This window comes from Pantoea sp. GW821-FHT03E06 (assembly GCF_059420725.1).
In genome coordinates this window covers 2,611,053-2,636,006 of record NZ_JBWKUG010000001.1, presented here as the reverse complement: position 1 = coordinate 2,636,006, position 24,954 = coordinate 2,611,053, and the positions used below count along the sequence as shown (strand labels likewise).

22 protein-coding genes are annotated in these 24,954 nt (G+C 55.5%); 13 read left to right on the top strand and 9 right to left on the bottom strand.

Features of this window, described 5'->3' with window-relative positions:
• Positions 1-2: 2 nt before the first annotated feature.
• The 3 genes from AC07WB_RS12390 to AC07WB_RS12380 all read right to left on the bottom strand — a co-directional run bounded on the left by AC07WB_RS12390 (position 3) and on the right by AC07WB_RS12380 (position 3,965).
• Positions 3-2,444, bottom strand: a complete 2,442-nt coding sequence (locus tag AC07WB_RS12390) for a fimbria/pilus outer membrane usher protein (protein ID WP_494940591.1) — start codon at positions 2,442-2,444, stop codon at positions 3-5.
• 230 nt (positions 2,445-2,674) lie between these two features.
• On the bottom strand, positions 2,675-3,361 hold the full coding sequence (locus AC07WB_RS12385) for a fimbrial biogenesis chaperone (protein ID WP_494940590.1): 687 nt from the start codon (positions 3,359-3,361) through the stop codon (positions 2,675-2,677).
• Between the two features lie 88 nt (positions 3,362-3,449).
• On the bottom strand, positions 3,450-3,965 hold the full coding sequence (locus tag AC07WB_RS12380) for a fimbrial protein (RefSeq protein WP_176519163.1): 516 nt from the start codon (positions 3,963-3,965) through the stop codon (positions 3,450-3,452).
• A 441-nt stretch (positions 3,966-4,406) separates the two neighbouring features.
• Here AC07WB_RS12380 and AC07WB_RS12375 point away from each other — a divergent pair, with 441 nt between their 5' ends.
• The 5 genes from AC07WB_RS12375 (at position 4,407) to AC07WB_RS12355 (ending at position 9,831) form a co-directional block, all read left to right on the top strand.
• On the top strand, positions 4,407-4,931 hold the full coding sequence (locus AC07WB_RS12375; RefSeq protein WP_494940589.1) for a GNAT family N-acetyltransferase: 525 nt from the start codon (positions 4,407-4,409) through the stop codon (positions 4,929-4,931).
• 122 nt (positions 4,932-5,053) lie between these two features.
• Positions 5,054-6,046, top strand: coding sequence for an ABC transporter permease (locus tag AC07WB_RS12370; protein WP_400456365.1), 993 nt, complete (start codon positions 5,054-5,056; stop codon positions 6,044-6,046).
• Positions 6,043-6,876, top strand: coding sequence for an ABC transporter permease (locus tag AC07WB_RS12365; protein ID WP_494940588.1), 834 nt, complete (start codon positions 6,043-6,045; stop codon positions 6,874-6,876). Before AC07WB_RS12370 ends, AC07WB_RS12365 begins: the two co-directional genes overlap by 4 nt.
• Positions 6,873-8,480, top strand: a complete 1,608-nt coding sequence (locus AC07WB_RS12360; RefSeq protein ID WP_494940587.1) for a dipeptide ABC transporter ATP-binding protein — start codon at positions 6,873-6,875, stop codon at positions 8,478-8,480. Before AC07WB_RS12365 ends, AC07WB_RS12360 begins: the two co-directional genes overlap by 4 nt.
• A 10-nt stretch (positions 8,481-8,490) precedes the next feature.
• On the top strand, positions 8,491-9,831 hold the full coding sequence (locus AC07WB_RS12355) for an LLM class flavin-dependent oxidoreductase (RefSeq protein WP_494940586.1): 1,341 nt from the start codon (positions 8,491-8,493) through the stop codon (positions 9,829-9,831).
• Between the two features lie 64 nt (positions 9,832-9,895).
• Here AC07WB_RS12355 and AC07WB_RS12350 read toward each other — a convergent pair whose 3' ends face one another.
• Complete coding sequence (locus AC07WB_RS12350; protein ID WP_494940585.1) at positions 9,896-10,681, bottom strand: phosphate/phosphite/phosphonate ABC transporter substrate-binding protein; 786 nt, start codon at positions 10,679-10,681, stop codon at positions 9,896-9,898.
• Positions 10,578-11,645, bottom strand: a complete 1,068-nt coding sequence (locus tag AC07WB_RS12345; RefSeq protein ID WP_097096778.1) for a fatty acid desaturase — start codon at positions 11,643-11,645, stop codon at positions 10,578-10,580. Before AC07WB_RS12345 ends, AC07WB_RS12350 begins: the two co-directional genes overlap by 104 nt.
• Before the next feature lie 204 nt (positions 11,646-11,849).
• Between AC07WB_RS12345 and AC07WB_RS12340 the strand changes: the two genes are divergently transcribed.
• The 3 genes from AC07WB_RS12340 (at position 11,850) to AC07WB_RS12330 (ending at position 13,693) form a co-directional block, all read left to right on the top strand.
• Positions 11,850-12,872: an LLM class flavin-dependent oxidoreductase gene (locus AC07WB_RS12340; protein WP_097096780.1), complete on the top strand. Its 1,023-nt coding sequence runs from the start codon at positions 11,850-11,852 to the stop codon at positions 12,870-12,872.
• A 205-nt stretch (positions 12,873-13,077) separates the two neighbouring features.
• Positions 13,078-13,266 carry a type II toxin-antitoxin system HicA family toxin gene (locus tag AC07WB_RS12335; protein ID WP_097096781.1) on the top strand — a complete coding sequence of 63 codons (189 nt, stop codon included), beginning with the start codon at positions 13,078-13,080 and terminating at the stop codon, positions 13,264-13,266.
• A 16-nt stretch (positions 13,267-13,282) separates the two neighbouring features.
• The gene (locus AC07WB_RS12330; protein ID WP_494940584.1) at positions 13,283-13,693 is read left to right on the top strand and encodes a type II toxin-antitoxin system HicB family antitoxin; all 411 of its coding nucleotides are present in this window, start codon (positions 13,283-13,285) and stop codon (positions 13,691-13,693) included.
• A 33-nt stretch (positions 13,694-13,726) separates the two neighbouring features.
• Here the strand turns inward: AC07WB_RS12330 and AC07WB_RS12325 are convergent, their stop codons facing one another.
• From AC07WB_RS12325 to AC07WB_RS12315, 3 genes are all read right to left on the bottom strand, one after another.
• Positions 13,727-14,554 (bottom strand): glycosyltransferase family 8 protein, encoded by an 828-nt coding sequence (locus AC07WB_RS12325; protein ID WP_345829119.1) that lies wholly within the window; start codon positions 14,552-14,554, stop codon positions 13,727-13,729.
• Positions 14,555-14,572: 18 nt separating this feature from the next.
• Complete coding sequence (locus AC07WB_RS12320) at positions 14,573-15,955, bottom strand: D-arabinono-1,4-lactone oxidase (RefSeq protein WP_494940583.1); 1,383 nt, start codon at positions 15,953-15,955, stop codon at positions 14,573-14,575.
• A gap of 74 nt (positions 15,956-16,029) precedes the next feature.
• Entirely contained in the window at positions 16,030-16,671 is a 642-nt protein-coding gene (locus AC07WB_RS12315) for a TetR/AcrR family transcriptional regulator (protein WP_345829123.1), read from the bottom strand.
• 212 nt (positions 16,672-16,883) lie between these two features.
• Here AC07WB_RS12315 and AC07WB_RS12310 point away from each other — a divergent pair, with 212 nt between their 5' ends.
• From AC07WB_RS12310 to AC07WB_RS12290, 5 genes are all read left to right on the top strand, one after another.
• Positions 16,884-17,711 (top strand): MetQ/NlpA family ABC transporter substrate-binding protein, encoded by an 828-nt coding sequence (locus AC07WB_RS12310; protein ID WP_494940582.1) that lies wholly within the window; start codon positions 16,884-16,886, stop codon positions 17,709-17,711.
• Positions 17,712-17,723: 12 nt separating this feature from the next.
• Positions 17,724-18,854 (top strand): methionine ABC transporter ATP-binding protein, encoded by a 1,131-nt coding sequence (locus AC07WB_RS12305; RefSeq protein ID WP_345829125.1) that lies wholly within the window; start codon positions 17,724-17,726, stop codon positions 18,852-18,854.
• On the top strand, positions 18,835-19,494 hold the full coding sequence (locus tag AC07WB_RS12300; RefSeq protein ID WP_345829127.1) for a methionine ABC transporter permease: 660 nt from the start codon (positions 18,835-18,837) through the stop codon (positions 19,492-19,494). Before AC07WB_RS12305 ends, AC07WB_RS12300 begins: the two co-directional genes overlap by 20 nt.
• A gap of 95 nt (positions 19,495-19,589) precedes the next feature.
• Positions 19,590-20,789 carry a M20 family metallopeptidase gene (locus tag AC07WB_RS12295; protein ID WP_494940581.1) on the top strand — a complete coding sequence of 400 codons (1,200 nt, stop codon included), beginning with the start codon at positions 19,590-19,592 and terminating at the stop codon, positions 20,787-20,789.
• An 11-nt stretch (positions 20,790-20,800) separates the two neighbouring features.
• Entirely contained in the window at positions 20,801-22,102 is a 1,302-nt protein-coding gene (locus AC07WB_RS12290) for an NtaA/DmoA family FMN-dependent monooxygenase (protein ID WP_494940580.1), read from the top strand.
• On the opposite strand, the gene AC07WB_RS12285 is transcribed toward AC07WB_RS12290, so the two are convergent.
• On the bottom strand, positions 22,099-24,807 hold the full coding sequence (locus tag AC07WB_RS12285) for an AAA domain-containing protein (RefSeq protein ID WP_494940579.1): 2,709 nt from the start codon (positions 24,805-24,807) through the stop codon (positions 22,099-22,101). The genes AC07WB_RS12290 and AC07WB_RS12285 overlap by 4 nt on opposite strands.
• Positions 24,808-24,954: the final 147 nt, after the last annotated feature.

Genomic DNA, 24,954 nt, shown 5'->3' with positions numbered 1-24,954 from the left:
CCTTATTTACAGCGCGCAACAGCATGCTTAATTGCGCTGTTTTGCTGTTTATCTAAGGGCAAAGTAAAATCTGCCTGGCATTGTTGCGTGGCTCCATTCCCCCATTTCACCTCCAGCACGCCACGTTGTGCTACGCCGCTCAGATACACCTGACCACCCTCGCCAACAATACTGCTGTTGTCGTTGTCACCAAGAATATGCGCCGAGGCACCAAATGGCACCAGGCCGTCATGGCGTGTCAGAGTGATTAACGCTCGGCTGCCGACGCGGGTTTTAAACTCTGCCAATACCAGCGCGCCTTTCGTCGGAACCACGGTTGCCGTGGCGCTATCAATATCGAGTTCTTCGCCATAGGTATTGGTATCAAGCGCTACGCGGTTATAGCGATACGGAGTGGCGTAGGGGATAACGGCGTAGCCGCGCCAGTCCGTTTTTACGCCGGTATTGTTTTGTACACTCACGCCACTGGCTCCCGGTGCGCGTACCACGATAGCGCTGTCGCCAATGGCTTGCCCTAACGTTACTCCGTATGGATGCGCGACGATTGAGCCCTGCGCACCGTAGTTCACCTGACGTGAGTTACGGCTGTAGTTGTAGCCTGCATCTATTTCGCCAACGCTCGCTTTGTAAGTCGCATTTACATCACCGCCATATCCCTGGCCGCGACGATCGTAATTCTGCTGTACCAGATAATTCAGGTTGTTATCTTGCAACGTCGTCCCGGCCAGGCCCACGCTGTGGGAGGTGCCGCTATTTTGGCTGTGGCTCATGCCATAACGTGCCCAGCTGCCGGAAAGGAGTTTATCCAGCGGGATCTGCAAATTAAAAGCGATTTGGCGATCGTCTTTCGCTACTCCCGGCGTCTGGCTATGGGTGTAGTTTAAACCGTAGTTGATCCCTCGATGGGTTGCGCTATAACCCACTGAAATATTGCGCTCTTTACCACTTTGCTGCCAGTAATCCTGCTGGGAAGCCGCAACATAGAAACTGCCGATGCCAAAAAAGGATTGGTTAATGTTCAGCATTGCCTGGCTGCGTTTGTTGTAGCGTAAACGCCAGACATCATTCTGGCTGGCATTCACCTCATTGGCTTCCTGCAAACTATAGAAACCCGACGTGGAATAACGGTAGCCTGCCAGCGTGAAGCTGGTGCCGGTTGCCGCAATCTCTTTGGCATACTGAAAACGATAAGACTGACCACGGTGCGCCGATCCATCACGCAGCTGGGTTTGGGCCTGGGTGACATCCACCGAAACCGATCCCCAATCACCAAAACTATGGCCTACCCCCAACGCTGCCGAGTGATAGTGGTTGGCACCTTGTACACCACCGTACAGCGTATTAGATCCCGGCAGGCCATAAAGTGCCGTTGCCTGAGCAAAACCCGGGGGACTGCCGCTTGCGTAAGTGGAACGATAACGGCCTGTCGTGGCTGAGTATTTCAACTGGCCTTCGCGCTGCATGATGGGAACAGCAGAGAAAGGCTGAACGGAGACCCGCTCTGAGCCATCTGCCTCGCGCACGACGACCTCCAAATCACCGCTGGAAGCGGTAGGGTATAAATCCCGGATAACAAAGGCGCCTGGCGCAACATAGGTTTGGTAAATAACGTAGCCATTTTGACGCACCGTAACCTGCGCATTCGACTGGGCAATACCGCGGATCACCGGGGCAAAACCGCGCAGGCTATCAGGCAGCATATTTTCATCTGAGGTGATTTGCGCACCACGAAATTGCACGCTCTCGAACACATCGCCTGGCGTGGCGCTGTCTCCCAGGGTGAGTTGGCCTTTGAGAAACTGGATATCGCGCTGGAGATAGGTGCTAATGCTCTGCCAGCTGGCTGGCTGCTGCGTGCTGCTTGAGAACGTTGAGTAATTACGCAGCCGCCAGGCACCAAGGTTTAGGCCACCGCGCAGATTGAGGAAATTGCTGTTGAGACGGGCGTTACCGTATTGGGTCTTTGCACCGCTGTAGCGGTAGTTCAACTGTGCCGATGTCATTCCCTGATCCCAAAGTGCCGAATCGGTTGTACTGCGGGCAGCAACGTTTAACGCGGCCTGCGGGATACTGACATCAAGGCGCTGCTGGTTAAAATCGAAGTGGCTCGCGGCATCTGGAATCACGCTGGCCAAATCACTGACGGGTTGATCCTGAGGAAGAGAGGCAAGACCGGGAAAGGCCTCTGTCTTCACACCCATCGCGCTGAGCTGAGCCGGCGTAAATTCCGGTAACAGTTGATCTTTACTGGTGATGAAATTGACATCCCGGGTTGCTAAATGTTGACCATTCACAGAGATATCTACCCGGTACTTGCCGGGTAGCTGATTGTCACCAGACAAAAACTGTGAAAGATCACTGGCAGCCTGGCCGCTGTCTGAAATTTCAAGGGCTGCAGGATTAAAATAGACTTCCGCTGCGGCTTCGCGACACGGCAGAGACACACCGACTGCAAGGGTCAGAGCAACGCAATAAGCCGCTTTGGAATAAGTAAAATCATGAATATTACGTGGCGCGCCGGCGCGTCGAATGAGTGCATGTCGAGGCTGTTTTAGGGTGATTGTAGACTTCATGACTCATAGTTCCGCGTGTGAAGATGACATGCACCGAAAAGGGTGCTCAACAACGCCTCCTCTTCGTCACCAGCAGGAGACATTAAAATTGCTGCAAAGGGTTAGAATGAACGGGTTTCTGCGGCGGTAATCCCGCCAAAATCATTGATCATTTGCCAGGTGACTGAGCTGCTCTTAGGGTTATCCAGCGGCAGCGTCATGGACGATTTCGGGGCAATCATGCCAGGATCTTTGAGGGCAAAACCCCCCACCGTGAGGCTGTTAAAAGAGAGGAAATAGGGCGTTGGGTTGTTGATGGCAAGATGGTCGCCCTGCTTGCTAAAGGTCAGCTGTTTATACGCCAGCGCGGCACCCTCTTTTAAGGCGGCTGGGCGGTAAAATAACTTGATCTTGGTTTTGACTGAGATGAGCAGGCGGTTAGTGTCTGTACTTTCCGAACCCGGTATCGCTTTGATGTTGGCCCAAAATACCGATTCACGATCGTCGGGGAGATTGCCGCCGGTGCGAACGATACGCAGAATGTTTTCTTTACCTCCATCCAGGCGGAAAAGCGGTGGTGTAATAATAAAAGGCGGTTTCTCTTCATTAGTCTGCGGATAAGATTCAACCCACGACTGAACAAGGAATGGGGCTTTTTTATCGGTGTTCTTAACCGGAATTGAGGTTTCTTGCTTCCCGGCATCGTAAATAATACGCGTACCGCCAACCACAACGCTGGCTTGCGCTGAATGCAGTGAAATTACCCCTGAAAGCGTGACACAACAAAATGCAGCTAATAAACGAGTCATTTTATTTCCTCTGCTTGTGATTTTTAAATATCTCCTCATTAAAAATAACCCGCCGACCAGGCGGATTATTTAAATTGAAGAGAGAAGGTTAGTTATAAACAATGGTGAAGTCGGCTGCGGCTTCTGCTGTCCCGTCAGTCACGGTTGCCGCGGTGGACTGATATTTTGCAAAGTAAGTCAGGGTAGCGGTGGTGGTAAGATTTTGGGATTTTGATGTGCTCCCAATTGGGATTAACGTTACGCCATCATCTTCAAACAGGGCAATACCGAGGTTTTTCGCCGTGCTCGCTCCGCTTAACGCCAGCAGTTTACGGTTATCTGCGTGAGTCGGACCGGTGAAGTTAACGGCAGCCGCAGTGATTGCGGCCGGGCAGGCGGTCAGATCGATTGAAATTTGGCGACTACCGCTGGTGGCGCCGATTGCGCTGAAATCGCTGGTTGCGACTCGTCCGAGGTCAATATTCTGAGATTTTGTTGTCGGACTCACGGTGCAGGCATCCGCCGAGACAGTACCGGTAAAATTAAGGGTGCCACTGGCTGCATGCGCCGTAGAGACCAGGGCGGATCCCGCCAGAACCGCTAAAATAAGACTTTTTTTCATCATGGTGTTGCTCTCCATGCTCAACCATTTAATCATCTGAGCAATTAGTTAATAATTTTTTTAATGTAAGTACATCATTTGCAGAGCGTAGAAATTGTTCCGTAAATGATGTGGTCCCATTAAAATTTATTTATAAGAGGGCGGCAATGGAGTGAATTCTTAGTGGTTTGTAGGAAAATTCCGATCCCGTTAAATAATGACTTTAATCAATATTTGTCCGGCAAGGCGACACAATATGATGAATAATTAAATTTATTTTAAAAATAAATGGATATTATTTTATGCTGAGGCGCGGTGTGAAGCCTGACCGGTAGCCATCTGCGTAGTAAGGATGAACGGATTTATTATTCCCATATTCTACACATCGATTGCCACTATTCTCGTTTTACTTTAATCCGTCGGATTTTAATACTTTCCTCAACCATGATTAAGGAAAGGGTCACTATGAGCCAGCTGATTGAAGTCGCTACCGCCGACGATGCCGAAGAAATTTTTGCTCTGCTGCAGCGCGCCTATGCGGCGCTGGTGGCGCTGGATGTGCATTTCACCATATCGCAGGGCAAAGTCGAGCAGGTTCGCCGCGTTATCGAACAGGAAACCGTGCTGGTGCTGCGCAAGTGGAAACGCGCGGTCGCCACCGTCACGGTGCGTTTTCCGTGGCAGCAGGATGAACATGCGCCCTCATCGTGGCCGTTCATCCACTGGTTCGCCGTCGATCCCGATTACAAAGGGCAGGGTTACGGCCGCGACATCATCACCTATGCCGAAGAGACACTGCTGAAGCAGACGCTAAAAGCACCGGGCGTCTATCTGGCCACTGCCACCAAACATCCGTGGCTGAGCGAGCTCTATCTGCGTCGTGGCTATCAACCTTTCCATCACCGCATTAATCCTTTAGGCGAGGCGCTGGTGTTTCTGAAAAAGGAATTTATCCCGCCAGTTGAGCAACCCGTCGCCAAAATCGCCTGAATAACCGAAGAAGCACCTGCAACGTTTAGGGATCTTATGCAAGCGAATTCATTCACTCTCGCGCTGGGTGTGGCCTGCCTGCCGGAAGCGCGTCGTTATTCCTCACTCATCAGGAGGCGAAGATGAGTCTGGAAAGCATTGTCACGCGCACGCCACGCGCACCTCGGCCATCGATGTGGCGCAGCGACCTAACGCGCCGTATCGTCAGCCGTCTGCTGGGCGGCGTACTGGTGCTGTGGGCAGCGGTTTCGCTGGCGTTTCTCGGCGTGCATCTGGCACCAGGTGATATCGTTAGCCTACTGATTGGCGAACAGCTGCGCACGCCGGCGATTGAAGCAGCGATCCGCGCTGAATGGGGCTTGAACGAGCCGCTGTGGTGGCAATATCTGCACTATATGTGGCGCGTGCTGCACGGCGATTTTGGCCGCTCCTACATGCTCAATACTGAAGTCAGCCATCTGCTGGCGACGCAGCTGTGGCCCACCATCAAACTGACGCTGGCAGCGCTGCTGGTCAGCATCCTGTTTGCGGTGGCGATTGCTGTCGGCACCGCACATCGCCGCATCGGACGCCGCATCGCCAACGGTTTTGAACTGCTGTTGGCCTCCACGCCATCGTTCTGGATGGGCATTGTGCTGCTGTTTATTTTCAGCTTTACGCTGCGCTGGTTCCCGGTGGCGGGCGATCGCTCGCTGTCGTCTCTGGTGCTGCCGGCGCTGGCGCTAGGCCTGGCGCAGGGCGCCGTGATTGCCCAGTTGCTGCGCCGCGAACTGGAGCGCGCGCTGGATGCGCCGTTCACCCTGACGCTGCGTGCGTGGGGCGTGGGTGAAACCACCATTCGGCTGCGCCACGCGCTGCGGCATGCGGCGCTGCCAGCGGTGACCTTAACCGGCTGGCTGGTGGGCGGCTTGCTCAGCGGCGCGGTGATCACCGAGCAGGTGTTTGGCCGTCCCGGCCTCGGTAAATTAACGGTGGATGCGGTGCTGGCGCAGGATCTGCCGGTGGTGTTGGCGGTGGCGATTCTGTCGGCGCTGATTTACGTGGTGATGAGCACCGTAGTCGACATCCTGTCGCTGTGGATCGATCCGCGCCTGCGTGGGGAAACGAAATCATGATTGCCGCGCTGCAACGTCACCCTGTTTCACTGCCCGCCGCCGTGTGGGCTGCCATTCTGTTTCTTATTGTCTTAGCTATCGCGGTGATTGCGCCGCAGTGGCTGGCGCACAGCGATCCGCTGCTGGCCGATCCGCTCAATGCTCAATTGCCGCCTTCGGCGCAGCACTGGCTCGGCACCGATCAGCTGGGACGCGATCTGTTAACGCGGGTGATTTACGGCAGCCGCTATTCGCTGCTGATTAGCGTGGCGGCGATGGCGCTGGCGGTGGTGTTTGGCACCTTGCTTGGGCTGGTGGCTGCGCTGGCGCGTGGCGTGGTAGATGAGCTGCTCAGCCGTGCGGTGGATGTGATTTCCGCCTTTCCCGATCTGCTGCTGGCGCTGATGCTCATCGCCTTCACCGGGCCCGGCACCAATAACCTGATTATCGCGCTCGGTGTGGCTTCGGTGCCACGTTTTGCCCGCGTGGTGCGCGCACAAACCTACAGCGTGATGACCTCTGGCTACGTTGAGCAGGCGCGCACTTTTGGCCTGTCGCGCTTCACGCTGATTACGCGCCACATTCTGCCGCACGCCATTGCGCAGGTCCCGGCACTGGCCACGCTCGGACTTGGCACCGCGATTATCGGCACCGCCGGATTAAGTTTCCTCGGCATGGGGCCGCAGCCGCCAACCGCGGAATGGGGCCTGATGCTGGCGGAAGGGCGCAACTATCTGCGTAATGCCTGGTGGATTGCGGTGTGGCCGGGCGTGTTTATCACGCTGACGGTGATTGCGGTTAACACGCTGGGACGTTACTGGCAGGCACGTTTTGAAGGACGCTCAGCATGAGTCAGCCATTTATTGATATCCATAATCTCTCGATTCGCTTCGGTCCACAGCAGGTCGTGAAGAATCTCAGCCTGCAGGTGGCGGCGGGAGAATCAGTGGCGCTGGTCGGGGAATCTGGTTCCGGCAAAACCCTCACCGCGCGCAGCCTGCTCGGCCTGCTGCCGGAAGGGGCCATCGTCACTGCCGATCGTTTTACCATCGACGGACGCGATATGCGCCATGCCAGCCGCAGCGACTGGCGTGCACTGCGCGGTCGCCGCATTGGCTACGTATTGCAAGACGCGCTGGTGTCGCTCGATCCGCTGCGCCGCATTGGTCAGCAGTTGGGCGATGCGTTAAGCGCCGCCGGCCATCGCGGCAATTTGCACGATAAAAGCATCGAGTTGTTACAAGCCGCGGGCATTCACGATGCGGAAAGCCGACTGGAACGTTATCCGCATCAGCTTTCGGGCGGCCAGCGTCAGCGTGCGCTGATTGCCACCGCGCTGGCGGGGTCGCCGACGTTATTAATTGCCGATGAACCGACCACCGCGCTGGACATGACGGTGCAGCGCCAGATTCTGCAGCTGTTGGCGCAGCGGCGGCGCGACGGCCACGGCCTGCTGCTGATCAGCCACGATTTGGCGGTGGTGGCGGAGCTGGCCGATCGCGTGCTGGTGATGCGCGATGGCGAAGTGGTGGAGCAGGGCCACAGCGGCCCGCTGCTGCAACGTCCACAACACGCCTGGACGCAGCGCCTGCTGCGCGCGGTGCCGACGCCCGCCACGCGCGGTTTGCGGCTCAGCGCCGCCGAGCCAACGCCGCTGCCGCCGCGCCCACAGCGTAGCCACGCGCCGCTGCTGGAAGGCATCGGTCTGCACAAAGCCTACGGCGATCGTCTGGTGCTGAATGACATCAACTTCACGCTGCACGCGGGTGAAACGCTTGGCGTGGTCGGTGAATCCGGCTCGGGAAAAACCTCGCTGGTGAAAGTGGTGATGGGTTTAACCGAGCCGGACAGCGGCACGCTGCTGCTGGAAGGTGAGCGCTGGGATCGTCTGCCGGAGAAAGCGCGCCGCGCCCGGCGTGCGCGCCTACAGCTGATCGCGCAAGACCCGTTCAGCTCCTTCGATCCGCGTTACACGGTGGAAAAAATCATCGGCGAAAGCCTCGACAGCGCCGGTATTTACGGCGACGCGCGCCGTCAGCGCGTGCGCCAGCTGCTGGACGAAGTGCAGCTCGGCGTTCGCTTTCTGCAGCGCTATCCACAGCAGCTGTCCGGCGGCCAGCGTCAGCGCGTGGCGATTGCGCGCGCCTTTGCCCCCAATCCAGCGCTGCTGGTGGCCGATGAGCCGGTGAGCGCGCTGGATGTATCCGTGCAGGCGCAGGTGCTGGATCTGCTGGCCGATATGCAGGCCGAGCACGGCACCGCGCTGCTGTTTATTTCGCACGATCTCGGCGTGATCCAGCATCTGGCGGATCGCGTGCTGGTGATGCAGAACGGACAAGTGGTGGAGAGCGGGGCGCTGCAGCAGGTGTTCGCCGCACCGCAGCATCCGTGGACGCAAAAACTGTTACAGGCGCTGCCGGCGATCCCCGACTGGCAGCCGGCAAATGCATACTAAGGAGAGCAGAATGAGTCAGACACAACGCCAGCTGCGGCTGGGCGCGATTATTCAGGGCGTATCCGGCAACATGTCGGCCTGGCGCCATCCCGATGCGGTCGCGGATGCCAGTATTAATGTGGATTACGTGCTGGATCTGGCGCGCAAAGCGGAGCAGGCGAAGATCGATTTCTTGTTCGTGGCCGACGGCTTGTACATTACGCCGCAGTCGATTCCGCACTTCCTCAATCGCTTCGAACCCATTACCTTGCTGTCGGCGCTGTCGCTGGTGACGAAACACATCGGCCTGGTCGCCACGCTCTCAACGTCCTACAGCGAACCCTTTACCGTGGCGCGCCAGTTCGCCAGCCTCGATCATCTTAGCAGCGGCCGCGTCGGCTGGAACGTGGTGACCTCGCCGCTGGAAGGTTCGGCGAAAAACTTCTCACGCAGCAGCCATCCGGAACACGATGAGCGCTATCGCGTGGCCAGCGAATATCTGCAGGTGGTGAAAGGACTGTGGGATTCGTGGGAAGGCGATGCCTTTGTGCGTGACAAGCAGAGCGGAGAATTTTTTGCTGCCGACAAGCTGCACACGCTGAATCATAAAGGCCAATACTTCTCGGTACAGGGGCCGCTAAACGTGGGGCGCTCACCGCAGGGACGGCCGATTGTGTTCCAGGCGGGCGCCTCCGAAGCGGGGAAAGCCTTTGCTGCAGAAGCTGCCGATGCCATCTACACGCGACAGGAGACGCTGGAGCAGGCGCGCGAGTTCCGCGAAGACGTGCGACGTCGGCTAGTGGCGCGCGGCCGTGATGCCGACGAGATTCGCGTGTTTCAGGGCATCAGCGTAATTATCGGGGAAACGGAACAGGACGCCGAACGGCGCTATCAGCAAACCGCCGAACTGGTGACCATCGATAAAGCGCTCGACTACCTTGGCCGCTACTTTGAACATCACGATTTCAGCCACTATGCGCTGGATGAACCCTTTCCGGAGATTGGCGAGCTGGGCAGCAACAGCTTCCGCAGCACCACCGATAAGATTAAACAGAACGCGCGTGAACGCGGTTTGACGCTGCGTCAGGCCGCGCTGGAGGAGGCTACGCCGCGCCCGAGTTTCCTTGGCACGGCACAGCAGGTGGCGGACGGGCTGGCAAACTGGTTCCTGGCCGGCGCCACCGACGGCTTTATCGTGCGCGGCGGCACGCCAACGGCGTTTGATGATTTTGTGGCGCAGGTGATTCCGCTGTTGCAGGCGCGCGGTATCTATCGCCATGAGTACGAAGGCGAGACGCTGCGGGAAAATCTCGGGCTGGCCGAGCCAGAGAACCAGTTCGTTGCACAGCGCCAGAGTCAGCAGGTGGCGTGATGTTCGCCAGGTCGCCATAAATGGCGACCCTACTGTAGGGTGCGCATTCATGCGCACCTGGACATTACAACGTCGTTACGCCGTGCACCTCGGCGTAATCCTTCCACGCTTTAACTTCGTCATAAAACGCCCTTTCGGTGACGCTGAAGCCGCCAATCAAATTCTCATGCAGCAGATCCTGATAACGCGGATCGCTGGTCAGTTCTTGCAGCGCACTGCGCAGTTTCACCAGCGTTGCCGCATCGGTTTTGGCTGAGGTGATCAGCGGCAGTGCGGCACACAGCGGCGTTTCGCCGATGATCTCCAGCCCCGCCAGCTCCTCAGGGAAGTTGCGGCGCAGCAGCGCCCAGGTGATGCAGTCGATCGCCGCGATATCCGCGTGGCCGGCACGCAGCGCCGCCAGCGATTGGCGATGACTGCCGCTAAAATGCGTCTCGCTAAAGAATTTTCCATCCTGCGCCAGCGGCGCAATCACGTAGCGCAGCGCGTTAAAGCCGGAGTGCGAATCGTTGCTGTTGCACACTGCACGTCGACCACGAAAATCGCTGAGTGTCAGGTGCTCATCTTCGCTGCGCGCCACCAGCCAACTGCGATAGCGCGGGCCGTCGCAGCCCTGTGCACTTGACTGAAAGGTGCCAACCAGCTGCACATCCGGCAGCAGTTCTACCAGCGGATAGCCGCAGGTTTGGCTCAGCAGCAGTGCGTCATCGCGCCAGTGCGGCAGTAAATTCTGCGGCCACGTAACCTCAGCCTGCACGCCGCGTTGCAGCAGCAGCGTCGTTAGCGCTGAGGTCAGGCCGATCGTCGCCTGATGATTGATGTGGTACATCGGTAACGAAATGATGGGCATTCTGTGCATCCTTATGCGTGCCCGGATGGGCAGTAACATCAACTGATTTGCGCCAGAAGCGCGCTAACCATTCGCCATAACCGGCGACGCGAAAACCGTGATTACGCTGGTGGTAGCCATCGCGATACAGCAAATAGACTTTGCGCAGGCCATACCACGGCAAACCGGGCAGATCGTGATGTACAGAATGATAGTTGAGATTGAGGAACAACAGACGCCAGGGCAGGGCAGCTTCATTATTTACCGAGCGCGCCAGCGGCTCTTCTTCAGCACGATGCTCGTAGAAAGAGCGCACCTTCGTTAGCATCAGCGCCGGGTAGCTTACCGCCAGCACGAACCACAGCGGCGAAAAGCCTTGCTGCGTCATCCAGTAAAACAGTCCGCTCAGCAGCGTGAGATGGCTGATCCACATCGCCATGGCCGGTTTATCGCGCTGGATAAAAGACGTAATGAGGGTGTTGATGGTCGTCGCCATATCAAACAGCGGACCCAGCAGTAAGCGTCCCGGAAAGGTGTTGCGCAGATGAACGATCTGCTGCTGCCACGGCTTGAGCTGTGCCCAGCGTTGCGGTGAAAGATAATAGGTTTCAGGATCTTCGTCGGGATCGGTCAGCGTGTGATTGCGGTGATGCGCCAAATGCGAATCACGATACAAACCATAGGGATACCACACCGCCAGCGGCAGCGTACCGAAGAGCTGGTTGAGGCGCGGCAAACGCGTCGGATGACCGTGAATCAGCTCGTGCTGCAGCGAAAGATACCAGGTGGTAAAGAGGATCAGCAGCAGCGTGCTGAGGGCTAACCCCAGCGTTTGCCAGTAGATGACGCAGGCAAACCAGCCGCCATAAACGACCACCATTAATAGCCACGTCGGCAGCTCGCTGCGCCACAGCCAGCTGCGCGCCAGTTGATGTACCACCTCGCGCTGTTGCGCATTGAGATAAGCCGCTGTCCCTTTACTCATGAAGAAATTGCACCTGCCAAACGGGAATATGACAGCGAAGATGATTGATCTGCGTGACGATCACAAAGAATCTCTTTTTCTTAGTTATGCAAAAAAGTTGATGATGCGCGCGAAATCTATTGGCTATCAGTCACCTCGTCTGTGGCGTAACCTTGCTGTATCGAAAACGCTCGGGCCAATGCGGCCCACGGGGAGAATTTCAACATGAAAAAAATTGGCTTTTTATCTTTCGGTCACTGGACCCCATCACCACAATCGGCCACCCGCTCCGCGCAGGATGTGCTGCTGCAATCGATTGATCTCGCAGTTGCTGCTGAAGAGTTAGGCGCGGATGGCGCTTATTTCCGCGTGCATCATTTTGCGCGTCAGCTTAGCTCACCGTTTCCGCTGCTGGCGGCGGTGGGGGCGCGGACTAAAAAAATCGAGATTGGTACCGGCGTGATCGATATGCGCTACGAAAATCCGCTCTATATGGCGGAAGATGCCGGTGCGGCGGATCTGATCTCCAACGGTCGTCTGCAGCTGGGGCTGAGCCGTGGTTCACCGGAGCAGGTGATTGAAGGGTATCGCTACTTTGGATTTAATCCGCAGAACGGTGAGAGCGATGCTGATATGGGGCGTCGTCACACTGAAGCGCTGCTGGAAGTGCTGCGCGGTGAAGGTTTTGCCAAGCCCAATCCACAGCCGATGTTCCCGAACCCGCCGGGCCTGCTGCGTCTTGAGCCCTTCTCAGCCGGTTTACGTGAGCGCATCTGGTGGGGATCCGGGTCCAATGCCACGTCGATTTGGGCGGCACAGCAGGGCATGAACCTGCAAAGCTCCACCCTAAAAGATGATGAAACCGGCGAACCGTTCCACGTGCAGCAGGCGAAACAGATTCGTGCCTATCGCGCAGCCTGGGAAGCCGCCGGACATCAACGCACGCCGCGCGTTTCGGTAAGCCGCAGTATTTTCGCACTGACCAACGACACCGACCGCGCCTACTTTGGCCGCAGCGGACAGGATCAGGATTCGGTTGGTTTCCTCGATGAGAAAACCCGTGCGATCTTCGGGCGCAGCTACGCCGCCGAGCCGGATAAGCTGATCCAACAGCTGGCGCAAGATGAAGGGATTGCCGAAGCCGATACGCTGCTGCTCACCATCCCGAACCAGCTGGGCGTGGATTACTGTGCGCACGTGATTGAAAGCATCCTCACCCACGTCGCACCCGAGTTGGGCTGGCGTTAAGTCTCCAGGTGCGCAGCAGTGCGCACCTGACCTGAAACTGCGCGGTCTTTTGTAGGGCCGCCATTCATGGCGACCGATTCACGCTTCACTGACGAGCATTACGCCATTCATAGCGATCCATAAAATAACCCCAATAACTCCAAACCTTGCAATGCGGAGTTATTGGGGTTATTTTTATGTTTTCAGGATGCAGTAAGGCAAGTGCATGGATAGCAGATCATTGATGGCTGAGATTAAGGCCGATGGTTGGGAACTGATACGCATTAACGGTAGCCATCACCATTTCGTCCATCCCGTAAAAAAAGGATTGGTGACGATACCGCACCCAAAAAAGGATTTGCCGATAAAAACGGTGAAAAGTATCAGGAAACAAGCCGGACTGATTGTCCATTAAATTGAAAGAGGTAAATATGTTTTATCCCATTGCGATTGAAGTTGGCGATCAATCGACAGCATTTGGCGTTACCGTACCGGATTTGCCGGGCTGTTTCTCGGCAGGTGATACCTTAGAAGAAGCAGTGAAAAACGCCAAAGAGGCGATTATCGGTCATTTAGAGTTGATGGTAGAACTCGAGCAGGATATTCCGGCGGTTTCCGATCTTAAAACGCTGATGAAAGATGCGGAATATGCCGGTTATGTTTGGGTGCTAATTGATGTGGATGTCACGCGGATTCTTGGTGGGTCTGAGAAAATCAACGTTACCTTACCGAAGTTGCTGATTGATCGTATTGACCGTTGCGTAGCGACACACCCCGAATTCAAAACCCGTTCAGGTTTTCTGGCGCAGGTGGCGCTGGAACGTATTGCGAAAACCCGCTGATTAACCGGTGCGCAGTAATGCGCACCTTATTTGTCAATCCGCACTCAGCTCCCACCACAGCTTATCCAGCGCGTAATAACGGTCGCGCTCAGCTGCGGGCTGGTTCAAATCGCGCTTCCACGGTTTGGCCAGAATGAAATGCAGGTTCTTCACATCCTCTTCGCGCCACATCGCACTGTGCTGGAACGGCAGGGTTTTCAGCGCGTTGTAAATATACGGCAGCGGCAGCCAGCGATTCTCGAACACTTCATTGAGTAAATCCTGCTCGGAGAACGGATAACGGCGCAGATCGCTAATCGCCGCCACTTTCTCTTGTAACCACTTAAACACCGACAAATCAGGTTTTAGCACCAGGAAACCGCCGTTCAAATAGCGATCCAACGTGGCGGGAGCCGCCTCGCCGCGATCCTGCCAGGTGTAATGACAATTCTCCGGCTGCCAGCTGGCCGGATAGCTGGCGATGTTATTTGGATTGCAGCGACAGGCGTGACATGCCGCCAACGCATGTTTGCCGAGATCGAGCGTAAACAGCTCGTCCATATTGCGCAGCACCAGCATATCGGCATCCAGAAACACCACGCGTTCGCAGTCGACCAGCTCCCACGCGCGCAGCTTGCTCCATACTTCACCAAACTGCGCGGAAGCGTAATGCTGCTCTAGCTCGGCATTCGGCATCAGCGGCTCCACCGGATGGATCACGCAGCCCAGCGCCTGCAACGCTTCTCGCGTTTCCAGATCGATAGCGTCTGTCACCATCACAATCAGCGGCCAGCGCGTTTCGCTGCGTTTCAGCGAACGGTGTAGCGCTTTCACACCAATAAAATAGTCAGGCTGCGTTAACAGCGTTACCCATGCAAACATGGCTTCTCCCCTTCAAACTTAATCAAACAAAGCAGTGACATAGTCATTGCTAAAACGGCGTTGCGGATCGAGCTGGTTACGCACTTCGCGGAAGGCGTCCCATTGCGGATAGATATCGCGCCACTGGTAGCGCTGCGGATCGTAATATTTGCCCCAGTGCGGACGTCCACCTTCGGCCGCCAGCAGCTTCTCCACTTCAGTAAGAAAGTGCAGGCCATCTTCCGACAGTGAGCCATCGTCGGCGTAATACACCACAAAGCCGAAGAAGCAGGTCGCGTGCTGATACGCCGGGCTGAGCCAGGCTTCAGACGCGCCCGTACAACGCAGGATAATTGGATAGTGCATATGCGGATGGTTCTCGGCATACCACGCTTTGATCTTGCTGATAATCTGCGGCGTTTTCTCCAGCGGCACGCCGATCTCAACGTTGATTTGCGGCACCGCAATGCCGCGGCAAAATAGCTGATAGATATCGCCGCTGATGTCGGTGAAATCGCGGAAGCGCGTCACGGTGCGGAACTGCTTGCCGCCTTTGCCGTGAATCTGCGTATCGCGATGCATCTGTGCCAGCGTCTGATCGATGGTCTCATTCAGGCTGCTGTCGGTATCATCGCCGTGCTCAATCACTTCACGCTGATTGGCGTACCAGGCTTGTGACTCCGCTTCATTGGCTTCATGCGCGTTCCACACGTGCATCAGGTTGTCATCGACAAACCACCAGGCTTTGCTCATCTCATACTGCTGATTCCACGCCACCAAATCCTGCTCCAGCGTATCGGCGGAGACGGCAAACTTGTGGCAGGTAAACAGGCGGAAAGGACGCGTGCGCAGCGTCACCGCGGTCACAATACCCAGCGTGCCGAGCGACACCTGCGCCGCAGCGAAATCGGGCTCGCCGCGTACCAATTCACGCACGCTGCCGTCGGCCAGCACCATGCGAATGCGCAACGCTTCATCGGCCAGCGAGCTTTGTGCCAGGCCCTGGCCGTGCGTGCCGGTTGCCATAGCCCCGGCCAGCGTTTGAACCGCAATCACGCCCGGCGAGGAAGCCAGCATGCGATCCATCTCGGTAAGCTGGCTGTAAACCTGCTCCAGCGGCGTGCCGGCGGCAAAGGTCACGCTATCAGCGTCATGCGCAATTACGCCGTTAAAGGCGCTGAGATCCAGTAGCAGATCCTGCTCATGCACCCCCAGCATGCGGCCCGGTGACAGGCGGCTGCCGAGCACGCGTACTTTGCCGTTGGCGGCGCGCAGCAGCTGTTGGAGCTCCGCCTCATTTTGCGGCTGCTGTAACTGATTGCGCTGACCAACCACCGTGTTCTGCGCCCAGTTCCACAGTGCGCTGTCCTGGTCGGTATTGTGCGTATGGCGTAAGGGATAAAGGTGGGGGTCTTTGTTCACTACGGCGTTCCTTAGTCTGAGGTCTGTGACGGTCCCAAGAGTTTAAGCGTAGACCATCACAGCGAAGCCGCAGACTACGGGGCTTTGCGCACATATCGTAGCGTGGCGGTGACCGCTAACTGCCGATTACGGCGGATGCTGTCCTCCTCACTATCGTTCGGGGTGAACAGCGTATGAAAGGTGTAGCGATTGGAGACGTGGTGCACACAAATACTGCTCAGCAGACGATGCACATCAACGGTGTCGAGCTGATCGATAAACAGCCCTTGCTGTTGGCCGCGCGTCAGGATGTCATCAAGCAGATCAAGCGCGCTTTTATTCAACGCTTTGATGCGTTCAGACTGAATGATGTAGCGCCCGCGCAGCAGGTTTTCAGTACATACCAGCCGCATAAAGTCAGGATGTGAGACGTGATAATCAAAGCTAGCCTCCACCAGTTTGGTCATTGCCAGCTCAGGCTCCATTTCGGCAAGATTCAGCCCGGTTTCATGCTGACGTATTGCCTGGTATACCTGTTCAAGTACTTCAATATAGAGCTGCTCTTTGTTGCCGAAGTGATAGACCACCATGCGTTTGGTGGTTTGCGCATGATCTGCAATCTGCTCCAGACGCGCGCCCTGCATGCCGAACTCCGCGAACATTTTCAGGGCACCGGCAAGGATGCGTTTCTTAAGCCCTTCAGGGTCATTTTTCCGTTTCGTTGTAGTGTCCGACATAGCGCTCAATAACAGGTTTTTCAAAAGGGGGATGGTAACACAGCCATTTTCTCGCTTGTGACGAGGTGAGCGGCGTGCAGCTTTATGCTTTTCAGGAATAGCATTCCCGAATAAATCATAATGCAGGAATAAGCAACTGCGTATACTGCGGTCATCTGTCATTACGACAGCTTATTTTGACTCGCGCAATTATAACGATTGGGAAATATTTTATGCACACACGTCTGGCATCCGTTAAAAATAAATTCTTGTTATCCGCTGGCGCGCTGCTACTGGCCAGCGCGGCGCTATCGCCATTGTCTCTGGCCCACGCTGCCGACAAAACCTCGATTAAAGTCGGCATTATCAGCGGCGAAGATGAAGATGTTTGGCGCGAAGTGATCAAACAGGCGGCAGCCAAAGGTCTGACGGTGAAAACCGTGATTTTCAACGATTACAACCAGCCGAACGAAGCGCTGCAAAATGGCGAAGTGGATGCCAACGCCTTCCAGCATCAGCCATTCCTCAATAACCAGATCAAGGTGAATCATTACGACATTGTGCGCGTGGGTGATACCGCGGTGTGGCCGATTGGTCTCTACTCGAAGAAAGTAAAAAAGGCGGCAGAGTTGAAAGAGGGCGCGGTGATTGGCGTGCCAAACGATCCCTCTAACGAAGCGCGCGGTCTGGTGCTGCTGGAGCAGCAGGGGCTAATCAAGCTGAAGCCAGGCGTGGGTATTGCGGCCACCACCGCCGATATCACCGCGAACCCGCATCATCTGCAAATCAAAGAGCTGGATTCCGGCATCATTGGCCGTTCCGTTCCTGACCTCGACGCTGCGGTAGTGAACACCGATTGGGCGTTAAAGAGTGGCCTGACAACCGCCGAACGTATTGCCCAGGAGCCGGTAAAAGATAACCCGTACAACAACTTCATCGCGGTGAAGAAAGAGAACGTGAGCGCGCCGTGGGTGAAAACGCTGGTGGCTTCTTATCAGAACGACGCCGTGAAGACCGTGTTTGACAAAGTCTACAAGGGCACGGGCGAAACGGCCTGGTAAGGAACGAAAAAGATGACGTTATTCTCAGGAGCCGAAACCCCCTTCAGCACGTTGCAACGCGGCGTGGTCGACAGCGCGCATGACGAAGCGCAGGTAACGTTTCGCGACAGCGGCAGCGTAGTGCGCTTGCAGGGAGTATCACGTCGCTTCGGGCAAACCCGGGCGCTGCACGCTATCTCGCTGACGGTGCAGAAAGGCGAAATTCTTGGCCTGATTGGGCGCAGCGGTGCCGGTAAATCGACGCTGATTCGCTGTCTTAACGGGCTGGAACAACCTGATGAAGGCGTTATTGAAATTGAAGGCCGGAACATCACCGGCCTGTCAGAAAAGCAGCTGCAAACGGTGCGCAGCCGCGTTGGCATGGTGTTTCAGCACTTCAATTTGCTTTCGGCCAAAACCGTGGCGCAGAACGTGGCGCTGCCGCTGAAAATCGCCGGCATGGATAAAGCGCAGCGCCAGCAGCGCGTGACGGAACTGCTGGATCTGGTGGGATTAGCGGACAAAGCGCAAAGCTATCCGGCGGCGTTATCCGGTGGTCAGAAACAGCGCGTCGGCATTGCGCGCGCGCTGGCGGCGAGTCCGGCGCTGCTGCTGTGTGATGAAGCCACTTCCGCGCTCGATCCGGAAACCACGCGCTCGATTCTGGCGCTGCTCAAATCGCTTAATCAAAAACTCGGCATCACCATTTTGCTGATCACCCATGAAATGGAGGTGATCAAATCCGTGGCGCATCGCGTGGCAGTCATCAATGCCGGAGAAATCATCGAACAAGGTCCGGTGTGGCAGGTGTTTGCCCATCCGCAATCGGATCTGACCCGCACGCTGCTGCGGGGATTGCTGCCACAGCTGCCAGAAAACCTGGCCGCACGCATCAGCGATCAGAAGCAGGGCGACGCCATCTACAGCGTGCATTTTGCCGGTGACGATGCGCAGGGCGATCTGTTAACCCGCTTTGCGGCCGCGCTGCCAGGTAAATTCCGCCTGCTGCAGGGCGGTGTTGATCACATCCAGCATTACGCGGTAGTGCGTTTCTTTATTGCGCTCCCGGCGGCAAACGCGGCCGATGAGCAGCAGATTCTCAGCTGGCTGCATGCGCAGCAGGCACACGTGGAGTTGGTGGGTTATGTCGCCAGTTATGATTGATCTTTTGCTGAATGCGCTGGGTGAGACGGTATTAATGACCGTGATCTCTGGCCTGTTTTCACTGGTGGCGGGTTTGCCGCTCGGCTTGATTCTGGTGATGACCAGCCCGGGCGGGATTGCCGAACATCGCGGCGTTAATCGCGTGCTGGGGCTCATCATCAACGGCTTCCGCTCGCTGCCGTTCATTATTTTGCTGGTGGCACTGATTCCCTTCACGCGCTTCCTGGTCGGCACGTCGCTCGGCACCTGGGCGGCGATTGTGCCGCTTTCGATTACCGCGACACCTTACTTCGCGCGCGTCGCCGAAGTTTCCTTGCGCGATGTCGATCGCGGGCTGATCGATGCGGTGCGCGCCATGGGCGCCAGCAAGCTGCGCATTGTCTGGGACGTGCTGATCCCAGAAGCGCTGCCCGGCATTCTTTCGGGTTTTGTGGTGACGCTGGTAGCACTGATTGGCGCTTCGGCGATGGCCGGTGCGATTGGCGCAGGCGGATTGGGGGATTTGGCTATTCGTTACGGTTATCAGCGTTTTGAAACCTCGGTGATGATTGCGGTGATCGCGGTGCTGATTGTGCTGGTCTGCGGCATTCAGTGGGTTGGTGACCGATTGGTGCAGCGTATTGATAAGCGTCATGCCTAATCGGTGGCCATGAATGGCCACCCTACGAAGGCCGGTGCAAATTTTTGTAGGGGCGCCATTTATGGCGACCGCCGCATAGCAAAAGGAGAGTATCTATGACGCTGAATGCCCTTCAGCTCACCCTGGAAAACAGCCTCGAACAGCACAGCGCCGCCTATCTCAAGGTCTCGCAGGCGATATTCCAAAACCCGGAAACCGGCAACAACGAGTATTTCGCCAGCGAACAGCTGACGCAGCTGCTGACGGCGCAGGGCTTTGACGTCACGCGTAACGTCGCCGGACACGAAACGGCTTTTTATGCGGTAAAGACCAGCAGCAAACCCGGTCCAACTATCGCTTTTCTGGCGGAGTATGACGCGCTGATCGGCATCGGACACGCTTGCGGCCACAATCTGATTGGCACCACCAGCGTGGCTGCGGCCATCACGCTTTCCCAGGCGCTGGAGGAAACCGGCGGCCGCGTGGTGGTGCTGGGTACGCCAGCCGAAGAGGGCGGCTTAGCCGGGCCGGGCGGCCCCAAGGGCAACGTGAAGAAACGTTTTGTCGAAGCCGGATTACTGAAAGATGTCGATGTGGCGCTGATGGTGCATCCCGCCGGTAAAACGCGCTTGACTGAATCGACACTGGCGAATAATCACCTCTACTTCCACTTTTACGGCAAGCCGTCACATGCCGCCAGCGCGCCACATGAAGGTATCAATGCGCTGGATGCGCTGGTGTTGCTCTACAACGGCATCAGCGTGCTGCGTCAGCAGCTGCCGGACGGCGTGCGCGTGCACGGTATCATCACCAACGGTGGCCAGGCGCCGAACGTTATCCCGGAATACGCTTCGGCGCACTACTACATCCGTGCCGACAGCCGTGAAGTGGTCGAATCGCTCGAACCACGTCTGCGCGCCATAGCCGAAGGCGTGGCGCTGGCGACCGGCGCGCGCGTTGAAATTGATCATCAAATTGGCCCGCGCGATTTCAAACTCAATCCGGCACTCGATGCGCTGCTGCTGGATGAGTTCATCGCCGCAGGCGAACAGGTCGATTTGTCACCGCAGCAGAATAAAGTCTCTACCGATGCCGGCGACATCAGCCATGCGGTGCCAACGGCGCATCCGTGGCTGAAAATCGGCCCTGACGATCTGATTTTCCACACCGTGCCGTTCCGCGAAGCCGCTAACTCAGCGCGCGGTTATCAGGCGCTGTTGATAGGTGCTCGCGTGTTAGCGCGCACCGGATTGCGCCTGCTGACCGACGCGGACGCATTAAACCATGTCAAAGCGGATTTCGCGCGACAACCATAAAGGAGAGTGTTGTGTCGCAAACCTATCGCAGAAAATTGAAAACGCTGGTCGGTGCCAGCAGCGTGATCTCCGCCGCTAACGACAGCCAGGCGGGAGTGGGGATCGCGCGTGCTATCGAACTGGCGAAGATTGCCGAACGCGAAAAAATTACCGGGCTGTTCACCGCTGATTTGCTGCAGGCCGATCCGGCGGGCTTAGCGGGCACCACCGGCACGCAGGATCCGCTGATTGCGCTCGCCGCGTTGAGCCAGGTGACGTCACACATCGGTTTGATCGCCACCGTCAGCACCAGCTGGCTGCATCCGTACAATCTGGCGCGTCAGGTCGCCACGCTCGATCACATTAGCGGCGGGCGTGCGGGCTGGAATGCGGTGACCTCCTCCGTTGGCGAGGAAAACTTTGGCGAAAGCCCGCTGCCGCCACCGCAGGAGCGCTATGCGCGCGCCACCGAATTTATCGAAGTGATGAACGCGCTGTATGACGCCAACGAGCGCGCGGCGGTGCAGCGCACCGCCAGCGGCGGCATTCGTCTCGATCATACTAAACTGCATCCGATCAACTACCGCGGTGACTATTTTCAGGTTGCCGGACCGCTTAACGTGCCGCCGCCGCCGCAGCGCCGTCCGGTACAATTCCAGGCGGGACAGTCCGAGGCGGGCGTGACGCTGGGCGCGCGCTATGCCGAAGTGATTTACACCTCGCAGCCGACCTTTGAGGCCGCGCAGACGTTTGTGGCTGAGGTGCAGCAACGCGCACGACGTTTTGGTCGTGAACATAATCCTCCACTGATCATGAATTCCTTCCACGCCATCATTGGTGAGAGCGACGCTGATGTCGCGCGTCGCCTGCGCGAAAAACATGAACGCATCAACTATGAGCAAGGACGTTTACGCGTGGCGGATATGTTAGGAGGCGAAGTGGATCTGCACGATGTGCCGCTTGACCAGCCGCTACCGGCGGCGTTGATTCCTGAAGTGACGCAGGTGCATCGTCGTCAGGGCCGTGCCGCCATCTTCCGTGGCTATGCGCTGGAAGGATTAACGCTGCGCGAGCTGATCATCAAAGCCGAAGAGACCGGCCACTGGTTTGTCGCCGGCACGCCAGCAACGCTGGCGGATGCCATCGAACAACGTTACCAGGCTGGCGTACTGGATGTGATTTCACTGCATGGCCTCGGGCAGCCGGACCAACAGGATTTGCTGCTCAACGGCCTGCTGCCGGAACTGCGCCGCCGCCAGCTGATTGATACGGATTATGTGGGCAGTGATTTCCGTAGCAGCCTTGAGCTGGCGGCGTTACCTGTGATTAATTAAGCCGATTGCGGACTTACGAGAAGGCCAGTTTGTTCCCGGTGCAGCGCTTTGTTCAGGAAGTCCGCAATTTTCTCTTCAATGTGGCTATCTATGGTGCGCAAACGGAGAAGCGGGATATCACATTTATCGAGCACTGACTGCTTCAATTGATCACGTTCCGCTTGTAGCGTTTCGGCGTGCTGACCACCGTCAACTTCAATAACGCCAAGCGGCTGTTTACCCACGCGATAATAAAGTACAAAATCGCAGCTCGCGCCTTGATTCATAAACTGCTCTTCACGCGACGTGAAGAGGCTACTCGGCGCAATAATTAACTGTTTGAGTGGAATCTGGTTATGCAGCTGGAGCGAAGAAAATTGCGCGAGTTTTAGCGCATCTTTAATTAAACGTGCGGCAATCTGCTCAGATTTATAATTTGAATCCTCAGGATTAAGTCGTGCTTTTAACGTATCAAGAGACTGGTCATACTCTTCATAAAGAAGGTCGAAAGCAGAAACGACCGGGCTTTGATAAACGTTATCGTTATCTGCATAATATTGCATATAGCGAATCAGTGCGGCGATGTGTTGGTTTTTTTGGGTAAACACATTATCACCCGTCACCAAAGTAAAATGACGTTTAGCGCGCGATACTGCCACATTAATCAGTTGCGGGTCATCAACGAATGCCAGGGATTTTGAGCTGGCTTTTTTATCGAGTACCGTCGAAAATACTATTTCATCACACTCCCGCCCTTGAAACTTATGCACGGTTGCGCTGACAAAATCCTGACCTAAATAGCCTTCAGAGAGATCAACCTGCGCATTATAAGGGGCAATAAAGCCGCGCTGAGATTGTTCCTGCCAGTCCAGAGCATTCATTGACTCGATTTCACGTAGATTACTATTATCCCGATTATGATTACCCTTAGCGGTAATCACTAAAGATAAGGCTTTTTCACCCCGATCGCGTGTCATGGCAATTAATTGATTATCGTAGAACTGTTTATTACAAAATTGAATGATTTTAGGATGACATCGGTAATGCTCTTTCAATAACGTGACAGGGAGGTTCTTGCCGTATACGCTCAAAACTGAATCCAGCAGGCTATGACGTTGGCAGTCGTAAGCTGCCTCGGGCGCTGTAATATCAAACGGTAATTTCGCCGGTACGTGTGGAAGTTGCTTGCGGTCACCGACAATCACAACATTATGCGCACATGCCAATGCAAAGACGCCGGGTAAAATATCCTGCTGCGATGCTTCGTCAATAATCACGTAATCCAGCGGGTTATCAGAGCCAACGGAACTGATAATTGAGTAAGTTGTGCTACCAATAACAGGAAAACGCTGTAAAAACGCGCTGAAGTTTCTACGGTAATTGCCTTCGTTGATCTCTTCCACCGGGGTGAGATGTTGGCTCAGATGAGCCTGTAAACAGTCATGCGAATTCTGCGAAATGGCTTTAATCACCTGCGAAACATCGCGATGAACTAATTGCTTTTCAGCATGGGCAAGCTTCTCTTTTGCCAGCGTGAGGCGCTGGCGATAGTAGTGGCGCTGTAGAGCATAGAAACAGGCCAGACGTTTTTCCGGTGTCTTAAGTGGCCGGGTATCAATAATGCCGAAGCGGAAGAACAGTGTAAAACGCTGCGCTAAGCCTATTTTCTCACGCTTCATAGATTGCAATAATGCCATCAAATCCGTGCTTTTTTGCGGTGTCAGGCGATATTTCTCAACTGGCCATCCTGAGGAAATAGAGTGGTTGCTCATCCATTGCGAGAGGTATTTTTCCTCAATTTTTAATTCCTCAATCTCGGCCAGGTAGCGTGCTTTATCACACTGCGCATGCAGATGGGATTTAATCTCAGTAACCGCTTTAGCGATCTCTTCTTTTCGCGGTGCAATATTTTTCCAGCAATTTGGCAAAGTAGGGAGTTGGGCAAAAAAATTCGCCTTGTTATCGTTGCTACCGAGTTTCGCCACCACATGCCCTAATCCATACTCTTCGAGTTTCTGATAGACATTCTCTACAGCAGCATTGTTATTGGACACAACGGCAACGCTTTTATTCTCCATAAGAATATTAGCAATAATATTAAGAATGGTTTGGGTTTTTCCGGTGCCTGGAGGACCTTCAATGACGGAAAGTTGCGAACTAAATGCCTGCTCTACGGCCTGTATTTGGCTGTGATTCATGCCAAACGGGTAGATTAGCTGAGGTGAAAAATTGCGCCTGGCATTATTGCCCGCGAGGTAAGCATGTAAAGCAGTATCATTTATCGGAATTATTTTTGATAGCTGATGGGCCAGGTTTTCAGCAATCACCGTTTGATCGGTGGAAGCACTTTTGACGCGAGCCTGTGCCATTTCGACCAGATAGGAAAATAACGCTTTATCTTTATAGTCCGCAGGGTGATAAATTTCCGCCTTATCAGCCATCATGAGGTAGCGATAGCTATTACCGGGGTAGGTGTAAAGTACATATTTATTACCGACCATCACGGCATTTTCAATTTTCTGAAATGTAGTGGTGCCTTTCTTACGCAATAGCGTACCGCTAATAGGGCAAATTGGCTCAATTTGGCATTCAGTGAATGGCCACGAATACGATTTACCGGAGTGAAAAATCCCTTTAAGTTCCAATTGCTTATTATTATTGTATTGCAACTTCCAGTCTTTAAGTTGAGCGGTACGGTCTTCACCGTTTACGATGATCGTCGTCATTTCCCCATCCATGAGTAGCGTTAATGATTGAAGGACTATAACCGCAGACGTGATGTGGGTGAAGTTTTCTCAGCCATTCTTTCTTATGACTCTTCTGGAACCCGTCTCCACACTTTGCTTCAAGCTTAATGCACCATTTTCCACATC